The following is a 16,756-nucleotide window of genomic DNA, read 5'->3' as shown; positions in this document are numbered from 1 at the left end:
AAAACCTTCCGGAAATGAATCCGGAAGGGAGCGTTTTGCGATTCAGTCTGCCATTGCACGAGTATTCGCCTCATTTTTCCCAGGCGAATCACGCTCTTCATGGAGTCCTGTCCCGCAATCTCAGCCCCCGGAGATTACTAACATCTGAAACAAAGGCAGGTCTCCTGACTCGGCATCTTCCTACTTTGAGTCCTTCCCGCATCGTCAACATGCAGTGGGTCGCTCATTTCGTCCGCCTCACAGTTGCGGGGACAGTTCCGGCTTTGCACCGGATTCCCTATTAAGCCTGCGGCACCTTCATTTCAATCCTCAATACTATATATAGATTTTTTAAATACTCATAACCTTATATATTGTGCAATTCTATCTGAGAACAGTAAAACATTCAATAGTTCTTTTGTAGATTGAGCCGTGAAACAGTCCAATCAGATTTGCTCAAAACTCGTCCGCGCCCGCGCTGATTGACATTTGTGCGGCGTCACGTAAAATAGCAGATACAATAAATTTTTCCTCACAAAACGGGTACGTAAATCGATGAGCAAGGGAGCGTCCGCTAATGGAAACTGCCGTGAAATTCAACAACGTCACAAAAAAATTCGGTCCGCGCGAAGCTGACCTCGCACTTGATAATATTACTTTCGAAACCGCCCGTCATACGATTAACGGTGTGGTCGGACGCAACGGTTCCGGAAAAACTACGCTCATGCAAGTGATCGCCGGTTTCAAGCGTCCTTCCAGCGGAACTGTTGAAGTCTTTGGCGTCCGCCCGTTCAACAATTTAACCGTCTCGGCTAATTCAATATTTGTTGATGACGAAATGTCCTTTCCGTCTTCTCTGCAGCTGAATGAAATTTTACATACGGCAGCAACATTTTATCCCAATTGGTCAGCATCTGTCGCTCAAGATTTGATGCAAAGCTTTCGTCTTCCCGGCGATGCACGGCATCAAGAACTGTCTAAAGGAATGAAAAGCTCCTTTCATGCTGTGATCGGGCTTGCTTCCCGCTGTCCCATCACGCTCTTCGATGAACCGACTGTCGGCATGGACGAAACGGTCAGACAAGAATTCTATCATTGGCTAAAACGCGAATACAACAGTGTCCCGCGAACGATTTTCCTTTCCTCTCATCACATTTCAGAAATCGATGAGTTATTAGAGGATATTCTGATGATGGACCAAGGCCGGCTGTTATTGAACCGCCCTGTCGCAGATATCCGTCATCACGTCTTAAAAGTCAGCGGGGACGCCCGTTCTGTTGAAGCATACCTTGGCGGTAAAACAGAGTTGTACCGTGAGAAGCTTCCGGACGGTTCGGTCTTTGCCGCTGTATATACCGAATCCCCGCAAGCTGAAGATGCCGAGTCTTTTTCCGTCGATATTGAACAGGTCACTTTGCAAGAAGCCGTCCGCTATTTAAGCCGAACCGCTGCAGGGAGGACTGACGATGACGCACATTAACACACCGGCAATCATTGCTAAGCAGCTCAAGTATAAAATTCGCGGATTTTCAGGGATGATCTGGACCTTGATGATCGTGCAAATTTTAGCAGTTGCAGCTGCGTTCGGCGGGACCGGCGGAGGAAGCATGACGGAACCGGGTCCGCTCAATTTACACTATACGACCTATAACGCGGCGTTCATCATTATTGCAACCTTTCTCTGGATTGCGATTTCTGCCTTTATCATCACAACCCGTGCTTATGAAGCGGATGATTACACGTTTATCACGACGCGATTGACGAGTCACGCTGCCAACGCATCGTTTCTGTTCCTGGCAAGTATCGCCGGCGCGGTCACTGCGATGCTGACGACGTATATTATTCAGCTCTCTCACTTAATCGCTCTCGATATCGACCTCGCTGTCGGCCATCCGCTCTCACCGGGAGAGTTTTTAATCGGAACAGCCGGCATTACGTTATATCTCTTCTTGATTGCATCGATCAGTTATTTGATCGGCTGGCTGTTTCAAGTAAGTAAATTTTTACGCATTGTTATCATTGCTTTTTTAGCCGCCGTATTATTCGGTATTCCAATTGCAAGCGGCGCTTTAGAATCGGTTTACAGTTTTTTTGTGAATGAATCCAGTTTGATCATTTTCGCATTGAAAGTTATTACAGCCGCAGTGATTATGTGGAGCGCTGTCTATTCTTTGACAAGAACCTTGGAGGTGAGAAGATGATCGAACTTCTTTTTTGGATCATTTTAGTGATGATCGCCGGTTTTTTTATTTTCCGTTATCATCTTCTTCCCTGGAAAACAAGCGGAGCAGACCGAACCGTTAAAAGTTTCTTCATTTATCTCTTTCTTTTACTGCTCATCGCGCCGGTATCGATCGCTTTTAATACGTACAGCGAAGATGGTCTGTCTCATGAAGCAGAGGAATTGCCTTCAGAAGACGATTTGGAACAATGGACGTATGAAGGTGATTTTGAAACGCTGGATGAAGCGACCCGCACTGATGCGTTCTCACTCGCTTTTGATGCTGAATCTTTACAGTTTCAGCCGCATGTAGACGGGTTTGCCGACATTCATTTATTCGTTGAAGAAAATGACGGTTTGGAAAACGAAGTGGAGATTTTTCATGTCTATCCGCTTATATCCATCGAAGGACAGGATATGACCCATGTGTTCCCGGAAGCAGAATACAACGTTCAAAATGGCGACCTCATTTTCCTTGCCGAAGAGCGTGCTTCTGTTTCGCTCACCTCGTATACAAACGATTTTGCCGTCAATCAGTTTGTCCGCGACCGCCAGCCGATTGTCGAACCGTTTAACATCGAGCCGGAACCGATGATGATTCACCTCCAGGTACCGCCGGACACCGGCGTAAGCGGCGGTCAAGCCGCCCAAAACCACGATGTCCGCATCCATCGTTCAAGCGCAGAATAAACAGTTTATTGCACAAGAAAACGAAAGCTATTAGAGTTTAAAACAGCAATGACCGCCTGCTTTCTGGAGCAGGCGGTCAGAACATAGAGAACATCATGAGATCGTCAGATGTTATCTTGTTTAAAGACCGGATGACGAAGCATTGCGCTCGTTTTAAACAGCGCGATTTCAGTATTGTTCTGGAAAGCAAGAAAGCCGCGCAGCCACTTCCTCCGACGCCTCCGGGAAAGCAAGAGACGAAGATCCGGATTCGGCGGTACGAGACCGCCGAATCCTAGCTGAGTCCTTGCCCGGGGCAAGCGGAGGTTAGCGGCTGAGCGGCTTACGTCAAAATACTAGCTCGTCTGCAGTCTGACCGCCTGCTATATAGCAGGCGGTCAGCGCATTTATGAATAACTGGAGGCAGCTTTATGCGCCTCATTAATATCACGGTAATACAGGCTGCCGGCGAATTTTTCATCCCAGCCGGCGCGTTTAAAGATGTCGCGAACCGGACCGTGAACGGTGACAAAATAGAAACGGATCCCTCTGGAACCATGGTGATCGAGCCATTTTTCCAGTTCATCCACTGCAACCGCATCAATGTCATTGACTGAAGAAAAATCAAAAATTACATGCGTTAATCGCGGATGCTCCAGCATATAGTGACGGAGCTGCTCTTCGATGTAAGCCATGTTCGCAAAATAAATCGGCGCGTCGATCCGGATAATAAGTTTATCGTCATCCGTTTTCGCTTGCGGAAACCGTTTAATGTTGCGGTATACCCCTTCGGACTCTAAATATCCGAGTTCAGCCATGTGCGGTTTGCCGCTCCGGTAGAGAAAAACTGTCAGCGAAAAACCGACGCCTGTTATAATCCCCGCTTCAATCCCGACCGCAAGCGTCGCGATAAACGTGACCGCAAGCGTAACAGCATCAGCCCGTTTTACCTGCCACAAATGCTTCGGCTCTTTTACATCGATCAGTCCGTAGACGGCGACGATAATGATCGCCGCCAACACCGCTTGCGGCAAATAATAAAACCAGGATGTGAAAAATAATAAGGTCAATATTACAAATACAGCCGTCATCATGCCTGCTAAGCCGGTTTTTGCTCCAGAGTCATAATTCACTGCCGAGCGGGAAAATCCGCCGGTGACAGGAAAACCGGAAAAGAACCCTGTTCCGATGTTTGCCGCCCCGAGTGCGCGCAATTCCTGATCAGGATGAACTGCATAGCGTTCCCTCGTTGCAATCACTTTGGCCATCGCATACGACTCCACAAAACCGATTAATGAAATCGTCACTGCGATCGGCAAAAGCGTTAAAACGGCGTCAGCCGACATCGCCGGAATTGTTAACCCGGGAAGACCACCGGGAATCTCACCGACAACCTCTACACCTGTCTGCTCGAGATTAAACAGTTGCACCGCGGCAATCGACAAAACGACTACTGTAAGCGGTCCGGGGATTTTCGGTGTATACTTTTTCATCAAAAACAACACAATGATACTTGCCAAACCGATGAAAAACGTCTCGGCCTGGATGTTTCCTATGTTTTGAACAGCTTCGATCATAATAATAAAGACATTTTTCGATTCGCCTAAGTCTGTTCCGAGCAGACTGTCCATTTGGCTGAAAGCAATAATGATCGCCGCTGCGGAAGTGAATCCGCTGATCACCGCGTGAGAAATGTATTTCGTCACAGCCCCCAGGCGTAATAACCCCAGCAGCAGTTGAATCGCGCCAACCATTAACGCTAAGAGCAACACATAAGCAATATATTCCTCCGAACCAGGCTCCGCAATACCGGAAACCCCTGTGTAAACAAGGAGCGACACCATCGCCACTGGACCGACGGCTAATTGCCGCGAAGAACCGAGAAGCGCATAAATCACAATCGGCACTGTCGAAGCGTATAAGCCCATCACCGGGGGAAGCCCGGCGAGCATCGCATACGCCATTCCTTGAGGTATCAGCATAATGGCGACGATCAAAGCAGCATTTAAATCACTTTTCATATCCTGACGCAAATCATAATCTTGTAGTTGACCGATTAACGGAATCCAGTTACGCAAGCAGACACCTCCCAGCATTTTCAAAAACATTGTATCACAAAAGACCCGGCCTAAGCTTTATGGCCGGGTCTTGCACAACATTTCGCAAATCAGCTTATTCCGTCACCGCACATCGGTTCGGTCCGATTTCCATTTCCGTTTTCTCTTCCGGATCTGGATCGATCTTACCCATATTCGTTTGACGAATCTCCTGATAAGCATTCGGCTGCGGCGGGAGGTTGCCGGTGACATATTCACGGAACTCTGCTTCGTCTGGAATCAAAAGCCCGTCATTTGTTTCGAATAATACGCCGAGTTTTTCGAAGACGCGGCCTGCTTCATCAACTTCTTCAAAATGAGCAAAATGCGCCGGCAAAACCTTCAAGTTCTGATCGAGGTTTTTGTACGTCACATACAGCGAGTGACGCAGATCGCCGACCCAATCTTCTGCTTTTCCGGCGAGATCCGGACGCCCGATAGATTTAACGAATAAAATATCGCCCGTAATTAAATACTCGTTATCGATAATAACCGACGTGCTGCCGATTGTATGCCCCGGCGAGTACACGGCATTTAATGTGATTGCTTCGTCGCCGATTTGAATCTCTTGACCGTCTTCAAATGCTTCATAATCAAACTGAACTTCCTCTGCATCTTTCGATGGAAGCCAATATTTCGCGCCGGTTTTTTCCCGCAGCGTACGCGCGCCGGAAATATGATCGGCATGTAAATGAGTGTCGATCGCATGTTTTAATGTTAAGTTGTTTTCTTCGATAAATTTAAGATATTGATCGGTCATTCGCGTGGCATCGACGATCGCGGCTTCACCGTTTTTAGCGACAGCAATATAGGAAAGACAGCCTTTACCGAGACGGACAAATTGATAAAGCGCCCCGCCGTTCGATAAGTCTCCCAGTTTAACCGCCTGCAAATCTTCGCTGTACGATTTCATCCCGCCTTCAAGGTAAAAGACATCGCGTCCGGTTGCCTCGACAATTTGATCAGCGACAAATTTAGATGAACCTTCTTTCGCACATGCCACAAGAATCGGTTTGTCTGCCGGAAGATCATCAAGAATCTCGTCCACTCCTTCGATTAAATCGAAGTACGGCTTATTCATCGAAGTTACACTGTCTCCAGTAATTCTCCACTCTTTATACTGCTCTTCGTTACGCACATCTAAGACAAACAACTCGTCACGGTTAATAATCATTTTGCCCATTTCATCAGCTGTCATCGGTTTTAAACTCATCGTTTCATCCTCCTTATGATTTGTATACCTATTAGGGTATAAAAGGGATTAAAAATTTTTCTTTTCTGTTTGCTTTATTAACTTTACCCCTATGGGTATAGTAATAAACTTTCACGGAATTGTCAATACTTTAAACTGATAAAAAAACCTCGCCCTCAAAAGAAGGTGAGGTTCATGCTTATTCGCTCGGTTCAAGATAATATAAACGATGGAGCGCACGGGTCATCGCAACGTAAAGGAGTTTTGTTTCAAGCGTTGTTTTTTTATATGTCTCGGTTAAAACCGAAATAAACACCGCATCAAACTCAAGTCCTTTCGATAAATACGAAGGAACAATCGCAATGTCTCGGCTGCCGTGCTCTTCATCTTCATCCAGTACAGCTGAAGTCAGCTCAGGGGCAGTATTCGAGAGCGCCGTGTTTAACCCGGCGCACTCTTCCGATGTCTTCCCAATGACAGCAAACGATTGATACCCGTCATCCTGCATCATTTTTACCTTAGCTGCGATCTTTTTCGCCGCCTCTTCATACCCGTCAACACGAATCGAAGTCGGCTCCTCGTCATGCCGGACGACCGGTTCTGCTAAAATCATATCTTCATAAGGCTGTCGCCGAATCACTTCGTTCGCTGCATTCATAATTTCAACTGTTGATCGGTAGCTTTGGCGCAAAGTGAGATAAGTTGCATCCGGGAAAACATCCTCGGTAATCTCACTCCACCCTTTAATCCCTCGGTAGGCGTGAATTCCTTGCGATAAGTCGCCGAGAATCGTAAATTGCGACGTCCCGCTTGCTTCTTTCAACACCTGCATCTCCAGCGGGGAATAGTCCTGCGCTTCATCGATGAACACATTTTGAAACGTCCAGTCAGAATCAATCCCGAACAACCTCACTTGTAAATACAATAAGGGCGCTGCATCTTCAAGGTCGTAACGCTTCATTTTACGGACAGCTTTACTTTGCTTCTGCAAATCTAAGCGTTCTTCTTTTGATAAGAGTGAACTTAAATACGTCTCCTGGATATTCTCTTTGGTTAAAAAAGCTTCGTAGTATTGAAACACTGTCTTTTTCGGCAGCTGTTTTGTAAACGAAGGAACGATTTTTTTTGCTTCCGCTTTTAAGGTTTCAAGGTGAGTTTCTTTTTTATCCATCAGCTTGACAACTTTTTCCCGTCTTGTTTCTTCATCACGGACGCCGTGGCGTGTTTTTTCAATTTTTTCTTCATATAAATTCTCTACTTTTTGAATAATCTCTGCTGAGCGTTGTTTAACGTGGGTCTTGACGATTTCCTTCAGTTTTAAAAGTCGTTTATACGGCGGCAAATACGTATATTCCTCGTAAAACAGTTCGTTCATGCGTTCAGCGGAAAAAATCGTATACCTTTCCAGCATCAAGTCTTCTTCCGGCACCCAGGATGAGGCCAAGTCGTTTGCGTAGTCTTTTAAAGCGCGAAAATATTCTTGTGAACTTTTCACCGATGCTGCCCACTCCGCCGTTTTTGCTTCGGGAGCACAATCAATAATAGATACCAGCTTTTCATCTTTTGAAATAAAATCGAGTTTTGTTCCAAGTGCGCCTTGCACGTAATCGGTCATCGTCGTCTGTGTTACCCGGCCGACCCCGAGCTCAGGCAAGACATCCGAAATATAATCAAGAAACAGCCGGTTCGGGGCTAATATCAACATTTGTTCTGGATCAAAATCCTCTGCGTAGGTATAGATAAAGTACGCCATCCGGTGGAGCGCAATCGTTGTTTTCCCGCTTCCCGCCACACCTTGAACGATAAGCGGCTTCGTCATATCCGCACGGATAATCTGATTTTGTTCAGCCTGAATCGTGGAAACAATATCTTTCAGCCGGCTGTCAGCGTTTGTTGACAGCGACTCCTGAAGCATTTGATCACGAGCGGTTAAATCGATGTCCCGTATTTCATCGAGTTCAGCATTTTTCACACTGTATTGCCGTTTTAAATTCAACTCACCGGTAAATGTCCGGCCGTGTGCTTCATACGAAGCCGCACCGAGCTGTCCTTCGTAATACATATTCGCGATCGGTGAACGCCAATCCACAATGACAGGTTCATGCGAGTCTTTTTTTAATAATGAGGTTTTACCGATATATAACGGATCTACCCTCTCCGTGCCTTCGGGGGAAAAGTCAATCCGGGCAAAATAAGGCCGGTTTTGAATCACTTCTAAATGTTCAATGTCCCGTTCAGTCGCTCCTAAACGGTTGGCATTCGCTAAAATATTCGTATAGCTGTTCGAGCTGTCAAGGTGGTCAAGATCTATCAGCGCTTGTTTGATATTACCTTGAAACGCCTGATGATCGTCCTTCGCCGCTGCTAAAACTTCGCGGATATACTGAACTGTCTCGTCCAAACGTTCTTTTTCTGCGAGAAAATCCGGGTGTTCTTCTGCGTTCATGATATAAACTCCTTTCGCCTCTGCTGTGTATTATATCACGCCCGGAAAATACTTAGAAAGGCGCCGTGATCTCTTGAAAAATGCAAAAATCCCGCTTTCTGGATGAAAGCGGGAAGACAGTCCGAGATCAGAACGTTCGGCGACGCATGCGGATGACAATGTACAAGATGACAAACACGAGCGCAAAGAGAAACATCGCCAATGGATTTGTCAGCATATATTGTAAAAGGGGGAGATTTTGTGCTTCCGCAATCGTCATCGACCGTGTTAAGTTCGTCTCAATCAGCGGACCTAATACAACACCGATAATAACCGGAGCTAAAGGCACATTCAGCTTTTTAAACAGCGCGCCGAAAATACCGATCACAATCGCTGCTAACACATCGAACACACTGTTGCGGAAACTGTACGCTCCGAACAAAGCAAAAACAAGAACAGTCGGAACAATGTATTCCATACGGATTTTTAAAATGTAAGCGAAATACTTAATTCCGAATACACCGATGATTCCCATCGCAACGACGGTAAACAACATCCCGTACAGAAATGTATAGGCGACATCCGGCCGGTTGACAAACAAATCCGGACCGAGAATAATACCGTGAATAATCAGCGCACCGGCAATAATTGCTGTTGTCGGACTTCCCGGGACACCGAGGGCCAAGAGCGGAACCATCGTACTGCCGACCGTGGCATTATTCGCTGATTCAGCAGCAATAATCCCTTCCTGGTTGCCCTTTTCAAATTCCTCCCGGCGCTTGGAAACCCGTTTCGCTTCGCCGTAAGACATAAATACAGCCAATGTTGTTCCGACACCGGGAAGAAGACCGATCACAGTTCCGAAAAAACCGCCTTTAATGACTAGCCACTTGTTCTTCACAATATCTTTAAAGACGGTCATCCGTTTAATTTGTTGATCTTTATACGTCACAATTTCATTCGCTTTTTTGCCCAGGTTGTGGAACATTTCAGCAAAACAGAACATTCCGAGCACGATAGGAATCACCGGTATACCGGCCCGCAGCGCCTGCGAATCAAATGTGAACCGTTCTGTTGCTGTTGCCATGTCCATTCCGATTGTGCTGATAAACAAACCGATCAGCGCCGCAAAAAAAGATTTGTAAATATTTTCTCCGGCAATCGCGCCGATGATGATTAACCCGGATAATGTGATAAAGAACATTTCCGCCGGACCGAACTGCAATGCAAAATTGGCAAGCGGCGGCGTAAAAAAGATTAGTACAAGGACACCGATCAAACCGCCGAACATACTCGAAAATATTGAATAATACAGTGCTTCTTTGGCTCGTCCCTGTCTAGTAAGCGGATACCCTTCCATCGCTGCCGGAGCCGCGACCACGTCTCCCGGCACGTTTAACAGTATCGCCGTAATCGAACCGCCGTACATCCCGCCCATATAAATACCGCCGAGAAGCAGCAGACCGATTTGCGGCTCCATCGCAAATGTCAGCGGCAACAAAAGCGATATGCCGATCGCCCCGTTCAAACCGGGAACGGCTCCGACCATGACTCCGATCAAAACACCGGCGAAGACAATCAAAAACACTTCGAAGGAAAGGATGCCGACGAGTATATCCATTGCTTGCATGATTCAATCCTCCTGGGCAAGGAAGCCGAAAAAGGATATTTCCGGCTTCCAGTCATTAATGCTTACTCTCCCCCGAAGTCATCTTCATTTTCATCGATGATCGGCTGCAGCGTTTCGTTCGCATTCTCAAGGTAATCGTTCACTTCTTCATGTCCCATATAACGGTACGGAAGGTTGGCTTCTTCGAACTGCTGGGCAAAGTCTTCGCTTTCACCGATGGTATCTAATGCATCTGAGAGTGCATTTACTACATCATCAGGTACACCGTCCGGAGCTACCAGCACGCGGGATACTCCCATTTCCAGGTCGTAATCCTGCTCTAGATGCGTCGGATAATCATCAAACATTTCTACGCGTTCTTCGGCAGCATAACCAAGCGGTGTTCCTCCGGCGTCAGTAATTTCCGGTGCAGACGTGATGGAAGAAGAAGCTACATCAATATGATCACCTAATAAGTCATTGATTAAATCTCCGCCGCCTTCATAGTTAACAGCAGAAACATCAACACCGGCTTCATCTTCATAAGCCAAAATTTTCAGCAGTCCCAATGCGCCGGATTCACCGAATGTCAATTCACCGGGATTTTCTTCCGCATACTCAGTCAGTTCATCCATCGTCTCAAACTCAGCACTCGGCGAGGCGAATAGCGCATGCGGCACGTCATCGAATGCTGCCAAATATTCAAAGCTGTCAAAATCAAAATCTGTGTCTGCCGTGTTTTCTAAGACGAGATTATCCGGATACCCAAACACGCCGAGCGTGTAGCCGTCGCTGTCAGCGTTCGCCATCTCTGAAATACCGATTTCTCCGCCGGCGCCTTCTTGGTTAATGACATTGATCGAAACACCCAGTTCGTCGGAAAGTTCATCTGAAATAATCCGCGCGACCGTATCTCCGCCGCCCCCGGCGCTGTAAGGAACAATAATATCGATATCGTTTTCAGGATAATCCGTTTCTTCCGCATCGTCATCTGCGTTTGCTTCAGCATTGTTATCGGCGTCATTGTTCGCAACATTATTGTTATTCGCTGGGTCATTATCATTTGGCGTGTTATCGTTTCCCGCTTCTTCGTCGCCGCAAGCTGCCAAAATAACCCCGAGAGACAATGCTGTCACACCATAAAGACTTTTTCTTTTCATCATAATCCGTTCACCCCTTTTTTATATTTAACTATTGAAGCGCTTCCAAAACGACTGTTAAAGAATTTCCCCGTCCGGTGTCGGCAAACCCAACAAAACCGAAAAGACAATATACATAAGTCCTGTTATAACTGTTGCAACCATCACCCCTTTAGCAAAATGACGTATGTTGATTTTTGTCCCGTAAGATTGGTACGTCTGATAAAAGAATAAGACGATCACCAGTACAAATGAAGCGACAAAAAAACCAAACAGCCGTAAAACAAGGTAAGCACCGAGCATCAGAAGACCGGGAAGCAAAATTTGATAAATAAATCCCTTTTTCGTCATTTTGGATCCGCCTTCTTCAGTGCCTTTCTTCAGTTTCACAACCGCATCAATGATCATCAACCCGCCTGTGACCATCAAGCCGATCAGCACCAACCTTGGCAACAGCCGCGATTCTGTTGGAAAATCCCCGGTTTGCAAGTAAAATGCACCGGCAAAAATAATAATGACAATTCCGAAAATGATATTTGTTTTGATGGTCTCCACCTCCTGTCATCATGTGATTAAGCTTCCTTTTACTCTTACTCTTTACGCATCACATCATGACCGCCGAACTCATTTCTGAGCGCCGCTACCACTTTTCCGGAAAAAGTGTCAGATTCCTGCGACCTGTAACGCATCATCAGCGACATGGTAATGACAGGAGCTGCTGTTTGCATATCGAGGGCCGTCTCAACTGTCCATTTTCCTTCGCCTGAAGAATTCATCACCCCTTTGATCCCATCTAATTTCTCGTCTTTGCTGAACGCTTGCTGCGATAGTTCCATCAGCCAAGAGCGAATCACCGAACCGTGATTCCATACTTCCGATACATTCTCATAGTCATACTCAAACGGACTTTTTTCCAATAAATCGAATCCTTCGGCAATCGACTGCATCATTCCGTATTCAATGCCGTTGTGTATCATTTTCAAAAAATGGCCGCTGCCGGACGGACCGGTGTGCAAATAGCCTTTTGGCAGCGAAATATCGCGAAACATATTTTCCAGCGGGTCAACCGCTTCACGCGGACCGCCGGCCATCACGCACGCTCCGTGACGCGCTCCTTCGATTCCGCCGCTCGTTCCGACATCGACAAACCGGATTCCTTTTTCCCCGAGTTTTTCCGCACGCCGAAGCGAATCTTTATAATGCGAATTCCCGCCGTCAATCACCGTGTCGCCGACATCTAAATGGGTACCGAAGAAATCGAGCACTTCTTCGGTCGCTTCTCCGGCCGGAACCATCACCCATATGTGCCTCGGGGCTTTAAGCTTTCCGATCATTTCATGTAAATCACCGGCCGCTTCTCCACCGTCCGCTTCCCATTGTTTGATTGCATCATGATTCACGTCATAAGCCGTCACTGTGTACGACTGGTCTCTTAAGTTCAATGCGAGATTGTATCCCATTTTACCGAGCCCTACGAGTCCCAGCTCCATAGCGTCACCCCTCAAGCATAATTATTGAAATATTTTTTCTATTTGACACCCATTATATGATAAAATTTTTCTTTTTCAAGGGGTTTTTACGAAAAAATATTTTTTTATTTCGTTTCATCAGTTATACTTAAGAAAAGATATTTTCGTTTTTATCCGTTACAATGAGACTGTGCTTTCAGTAAAAAAAGGGGTGACTATATGAACACTTCCGAAACAACTCATGTGAAACACCGGATCCGTTCCTCGTATGACACATTTCGCGAAAAAGAAAAACTCGTCGCTGATTATATATTGCAGCACCCGGACGTCATTGTTCATTCAACGATCAGTCAAGTTGCCGAAGAGCTTCAAGTTGCCGAGGCCACAGTGTTCCGCTTCTGCAAACGCCTCGGCTTTAAAGGGTATCAGGCGATGAAAATTGCGCTCGCTTCCGAGGTCGTCCAAGGAATACAAAACATTCATGAGACGATTCAAGAAGGCGACGACGTCAAAATGGTCGCCGAAAAAGTGTTTCAATCCAATACCCGTACACTTGAAGAAACGTTTAACGTCCTGGATAAAGAAATGTTTACAAAAGCTGTCGAGATGATGTCTCATGCACGGAGAATTGAGTTTTACGGCAATGGCGGATCCGGCGTGATTGCTCTCGATGCGCATCATAAATTCATGCGCACCGGTATTCCGACAATTGCCTACAGCGATTCGCATTTTCAAATGATGTCCGCTTCGCAATTAACCGAAAATGATACAGCCGTGCTGATCTCACATTCCGGCTCCAATCGGGATATGCTGCAAGTAGCTGATGTTGCCAATGAACGCGGGGCGAATACGATTGGAATCACAAATCTAGGGAAATCACCGCTCAGCGAACGGGTTGATGTATCTCTGTTCACGGTCTCCGAAGAAACGGATTACCGTTCGGAAGCCCTTGCATCCAGGCTGGCACAGTTAACGTTGATTGATGCGCTCTTTGTTAATGTCAGCATTGTCCATAAAGAGAAAATGGAAGATGTGCTAATCAACTTACGGAAAGCGATTTCTGTCAAACGAGTTTAATACTTAAGGGGGAGGTCACATGAACGAACCGTTTGTGCTCGGGCTCGACATTGGCACGACCAGCGCTAAAGCCGTTATCTTTTCTGAAAACGGCTATGTGCAGGCAGAAACAGAGAGGGAATACCCCGTCTATACGTCACCAGACGGACAGGCTGAACAAAATCCGCGCGAGGTCAAAAATGCAGCTGCTGCAGCTGTCCGGGCGGCGATTTCATCATTGCCGGAAAACAAGCGCGACGTTTCCGGGATCGGGATTTCAGCTGCGATGCACTCGTGGATGGCAGTTGATGAAACGAACCGTCCGCTCATGAACGCAATCATTTGGTCTGACCGGCGCTCATCAGCGATTGCTGACGAATGGCATCAATCCGGCTATGCCAATACATTGTATCGGCAAACCGGAACGCCGGTTCATCCGATGTCGCCGGTCGTAAAAACCGAATGGATCCGCCGAGAAAATCCCGGCACTTTTAAAGAAGCTGCCTATTGGAAGTCCCTCAAAGAATACATTCTCTTCGACTGGTGCGGGACCGCCGATGTCGATTATTCGATTGCCTCCTCGTCCGGTTTATTTGATTACAAACGGCATACATGGTGCAGCGAAGCTCTACATGCCTGCGGGTTAACCGAAGAACAGCTCGGCACACCGGTTTCACCGCTTAAAAACAGTTACCGGCTCACAACTGAAGCTGCCGGTGCGTTAGGGGTCTCAACCGCTGTCCCGATAACGATCGGCGCCAGCGACGGCCCGCTTGCCAACCTTGGCTTAGGCGCAGTAAATGAAGAGGAAACCGCCGTAACAATCGGCACAAGCGGAGCGATTCGAAAAATGAGCCGCGAACCGGTATCTTTTTTAAAGCAACGGGCTTTTTGTTACGCCTTTACCGATAATCTCTGGATTACCGGCGGCCCGTCGAACAACGGCGCAAATACGCTGCAATGGTTTTTACATCTTTTTACCGACCCGCTTATTCCCGGTAATGGCGGCAAAACGGCAAGCGACATCGATACCGCCTCATTTACACATGCCGCGGAGACAATCGCACCCGGAGCAGACGGGCTGATCTTTGTCCCGTGGATTCACGGCGAACGCGCGCCGATTTGGGACGCCGATGCGCGCGGCGGGTTCTCTGGACTTGATTCTTCTCATTCCATGCGTCACATGCTGCGAGCTGTGCTTGAAGGTATTTTATTGAATCTGTTAGCGATCGAAGACGAGGTCCAGACTGAACATCCATCCAAAGCTATTTACGCGAGCGGAGGATTTGCCCGTTCGCCAAACTGGGTGCAAATGCTCGCAGATATTTCCGGCAAGCCGGTTCACGTGCCGCTGAGCCACCAAAGTTCAGCATGGGGCGCAGCGTGGCTCAGCCTGACAGCCTCCGGCAGAGCAGCCTCGTTAGAGGACATCCGCCACCATATACCGATGAACGAAACCGTTTATCCTGACAAAGAAAAGCACGAAATCTATAAACATGTGATGACCGATTTCCGGCACGCATGCCAAAAAGAGCAGGACCGGCTGTAGCCGATCCTGCTCTTTACTCTTTACAGCATGTTATAAACTTCTTCTTCTCCGTATTGTCTCGTGTACAAATGTTCAACGTCTTCGTCGGTCATGAGCATGAGACGCTCTTGCGAAACTTTCCGCATTTCCATCAAATAATGAATCATGTTTTCCCGTTCTTGTCTTCGCATCTTCATACTCATCCTCTCCCTTTCTGTTATAGTACAATTTATTATTGTTACTGTATTATATAACAGTAAATTCAAAGGGTCAATGCTTTTTACAAAAAAACCCGGACTTTTTTTGTCCGGGTTTCAGCGTGTCGATATTGTTCTGCAAAGTAAGAAAGCCATACAGCCACTTCCTCCGACGGCCCGGGGCAAGCGGAGGTTAATGTCTGTATAGCTTGCGTCAAAATTGTCGTTGATCTGCAGGCTGAATTACGGAAGATCGTTTCCCGCGGCACGGTAGAGTTCATACCATTGCGCTCTCGTCATATCGACTTCAGAAGCTTGTGCAATATGTTCAATTCGTTGCGGATTCATTGATCCGATTATCGGTTGAATCTGCGCCGGGTGACGGAGTATCCAGGCAATTGCAGCCGCTGATGCTGTGATATTTTTCTCTTCGGCAAACGCCGATAATGCTTCGTTTACGTTCGGAAAGTCGTTATTGCCGATAAACACGCCTTCGATCATTCCGTGCTGAAATGGCGACCATGCCTGTACGGTAACATCGTACAAACGGCAATACTCCAATATTCCGCCGTCTTTTACCGTGGCTGCCTCATCGGCCATGTTGACATGAAAACCGGCATCAATCATCGGGGTGTGAACGAGGCTGAGCTGGAGCTGATTAATCTGCAAAGGCTGATCAAGCGTCTTTGCCAACAGCGCCATCTGCACGGGATTTTGGTTGCTCACACCAAAAGCTTTCACTTTCCCCGATTTTTCTAACTGGTGAAACGCTTCAGCCACCTCGTCCGGTTCCATCAGCGCATCCGGGCGATGAAGCAAAAGCGTATCCAAATAATCGGTCCCTAAACGCTGAAGAATCCCGTCGACAGACGAGAGAATGTAATCCTTAGAAAAATCGTACATCCCTTCTCGAATCCCGCATTTCGATTGCAATAAAATATCTTCCCGTCTTAAAGACGTTTCGGCAAACGCGTCGGCAAATGTTTTTTCCGCCTCGCCTTTGCCGTATATGTCGGCGTGATCAAATAAATCAATGCCTGACTGGTAAGCCCGTTCAATCACTTCAGCCGCTTCGCTTACAGCGATTTGATTCATCCGCATACAGCCGAGGGAAATTTCCCCTGTTTCGATATGGCTTGTGCCGAGATTGATTCGTTTCATCTTGTCAGCTCCTTT

At 47.0% G+C, this 16,756-nt stretch carries 14 protein-coding genes and 1 riboswitch; of the genes, 5 read left to right on the top strand and 9 right to left on the bottom strand.

Features of this window, described 5'->3' with window-relative positions; genetic code table 11:
- Positions 1-137: 137 nt before the first annotated feature.
- Positions 138-314: riboswitch (cobalamin riboswitch) on the bottom strand.
- A gap of 242 nt (positions 315-556) precedes the next feature.
- The 3 genes from EDD67_RS10405 to EDD67_RS10395 are packed head-to-tail and all read left to right on the top strand — an operon-like array spanning position 557 to position 2,890.
- Positions 557-1,459, top strand: coding sequence for an ATP-binding cassette domain-containing protein (locus EDD67_RS10405; RefSeq protein WP_121439965.1), 903 nt, complete (start codon positions 557-559; stop codon positions 1,457-1,459).
- Complete coding sequence (locus EDD67_RS10400) at positions 1,446-2,180, top strand: hypothetical protein (protein WP_121439964.1); 735 nt, start codon at positions 1,446-1,448, stop codon at positions 2,178-2,180. The genes EDD67_RS10405 and EDD67_RS10400 overlap by 14 nt, the downstream gene beginning before the upstream one ends.
- Complete coding sequence (locus tag EDD67_RS10395; protein WP_121439963.1) at positions 2,177-2,890, top strand: hypothetical protein; 714 nt, start codon at positions 2,177-2,179, stop codon at positions 2,888-2,890. The genes EDD67_RS10400 and EDD67_RS10395 overlap by 4 nt, the downstream gene beginning before the upstream one ends.
- 386 nt (positions 2,891-3,276) lie before the next feature.
- Here EDD67_RS10395 and EDD67_RS10390 read toward each other — a convergent pair whose 3' ends face one another.
- The 7 genes from EDD67_RS10390 to gnd form a co-directional block, all read right to left on the bottom strand.
- A complete protein-coding gene (locus EDD67_RS10390; protein WP_277872128.1) occupies positions 3,277-4,947 on the bottom strand; it encodes a SulP family inorganic anion transporter in 1,671 nt (556 codons plus the stop codon).
- Positions 4,948-5,041: 94 nt separating this feature from the next.
- On the bottom strand, positions 5,042-6,178 hold the full coding sequence (locus EDD67_RS10385) for an MBL fold metallo-hydrolase (protein ID WP_093074669.1): 1,137 nt from the start codon (positions 6,176-6,178) through the stop codon (positions 5,042-5,044).
- A gap of 178 nt (positions 6,179-6,356) precedes the next feature.
- Complete coding sequence (helD, locus tag EDD67_RS10380) at positions 6,357-8,603, bottom strand: RNA polymerase recycling motor HelD (protein WP_121439961.1); 2,247 nt, start codon at positions 8,601-8,603, stop codon at positions 6,357-6,359.
- A gap of 127 nt (positions 8,604-8,730) precedes the next feature.
- Positions 8,731-10,212 (bottom strand): tripartite tricarboxylate transporter permease, encoded by a 1,482-nt coding sequence (locus EDD67_RS10375; RefSeq protein WP_093074675.1) that lies wholly within the window; start codon positions 10,210-10,212, stop codon positions 8,731-8,733.
- A gap of 62 nt (positions 10,213-10,274) precedes the next feature.
- The gene (locus EDD67_RS10370; RefSeq protein ID WP_242006020.1) at positions 10,275-11,354 is read right to left on the bottom strand and encodes a tripartite tricarboxylate transporter substrate binding protein; all 1,080 of its coding nucleotides are present in this window, start codon (positions 11,352-11,354) and stop codon (positions 10,275-10,277) included.
- 54 nt (positions 11,355-11,408) lie between these two features.
- A complete protein-coding gene (locus tag EDD67_RS10365) occupies positions 11,409-11,885 on the bottom strand; it encodes a tripartite tricarboxylate transporter TctB family protein (RefSeq protein ID WP_093074677.1) in 477 nt (158 codons plus the stop codon).
- A 35-nt stretch (positions 11,886-11,920) separates the two neighbouring features.
- Positions 11,921-12,820: a phosphogluconate dehydrogenase (NAD(+)-dependent, decarboxylating) gene (gnd, locus tag EDD67_RS10360; RefSeq protein ID WP_121439960.1), complete on the bottom strand. Its 900-nt coding sequence runs from the start codon at positions 12,818-12,820 to the stop codon at positions 11,921-11,923.
- Between the two features lie 198 nt (positions 12,821-13,018).
- On the opposite strand from gnd, the gene EDD67_RS10355 reads away from it, so the two are divergent.
- Entirely contained in the window at positions 13,019-13,876 is an 858-nt protein-coding gene (locus EDD67_RS10355; RefSeq protein WP_121439959.1) for a MurR/RpiR family transcriptional regulator, read from the top strand.
- Positions 13,877-13,895: 19 nt separating this feature from the next.
- On the top strand, positions 13,896-15,404 hold the full coding sequence (locus EDD67_RS10350) for a gluconokinase (protein WP_121439958.1): 1,509 nt from the start codon (positions 13,896-13,898) through the stop codon (positions 15,402-15,404).
- A 20-nt stretch (positions 15,405-15,424) separates the two neighbouring features.
- On the opposite strand, the gene EDD67_RS10345 is transcribed toward EDD67_RS10350, so the two are convergent.
- Together EDD67_RS10345 and EDD67_RS10340 are read right to left on the bottom strand one after the other, a co-directional pair.
- Positions 15,425-15,580, bottom strand: coding sequence for a BH0509 family protein (locus EDD67_RS10345; RefSeq protein WP_307723680.1), 156 nt, complete (start codon positions 15,578-15,580; stop codon positions 15,425-15,427).
- 243 nt (positions 15,581-15,823) lie between these two features.
- Complete coding sequence (locus tag EDD67_RS10340) at positions 15,824-16,741, bottom strand: aldo/keto reductase (protein ID WP_121439956.1); 918 nt, start codon at positions 16,739-16,741, stop codon at positions 15,824-15,826.
- Positions 16,742-16,756: the final 15 nt, after the last annotated feature.

Source organism: Salisediminibacterium halotolerans, assembly GCF_003814815.1.
Taxonomy (GTDB): Bacteria; Bacillota; Bacilli; order Bacillales; family Salisediminibacteriaceae; genus Salisediminibacterium; species Salisediminibacterium halotolerans.
This window is presented reverse-complemented; position numbering and strand designations above follow the sequence as displayed.

Bases quoted from the DNA above. Each gene is read 5' to 3' on its own strand.
- EDD67_RS10345 (WP_307723680.1), bottom strand. From the start codon at position 15,580: ATGAAGATGCGAAGACAAGAACGGGAAAACATGATTCATTATTTGATG.
- gnd (WP_121439960.1), bottom strand. From the start codon at position 12,820: ATGGAGCTGGGACTCGTAGGGCTCGGTAAAATGGGATACAATCTCGCA.
- EDD67_RS10400 (WP_121439964.1), top strand. From the start codon at position 1,446: ATGACGCACATTAACACACCGGCAATCATTGCTAAGCAGCTCAAGTAT.
- EDD67_RS10375 (WP_093074675.1), bottom strand. From the start codon at position 10,212: ATGCAAGCAATGGATATACTCGTCGGCATCCTTTCCTTCGAAGTGTTT.
- EDD67_RS10350 (WP_121439958.1), top strand. From the start codon at position 13,896: ATGAACGAACCGTTTGTGCTCGGGCTCGACATTGGCACGACCAGCGCT.
- EDD67_RS10405 (WP_121439965.1), top strand. From the start codon at position 557: ATGGAAACTGCCGTGAAATTCAACAACGTCACAAAAAAATTCGGTCCG.
- EDD67_RS10370 (WP_242006020.1), bottom strand. From the start codon at position 11,354: ATGATGAAAAGAAAAAGTCTTTATGGTGTGACAGCATTGTCTCTCGGG.
- EDD67_RS10395 (WP_121439963.1), top strand. From the start codon at position 2,177: ATGATCGAACTTCTTTTTTGGATCATTTTAGTGATGATCGCCGGTTTT.
- EDD67_RS10340 (WP_121439956.1), bottom strand. From the start codon at position 16,741: ATGAAACGAATCAATCTCGGCACAAGCCATATCGAAACAGGGGAAATT.
- helD (WP_121439961.1), bottom strand. From the start codon at position 8,603: ATGAACGCAGAAGAACACCCGGATTTTCTCGCAGAAAAAGAACGTTTG.
- EDD67_RS10385 (WP_093074669.1), bottom strand. From the start codon at position 6,178: ATGAGTTTAAAACCGATGACAGCTGATGAAATGGGCAAAATGATTATT.
- EDD67_RS10355 (WP_121439959.1), top strand. From the start codon at position 13,019: ATGAACACTTCCGAAACAACTCATGTGAAACACCGGATCCGTTCCTCG.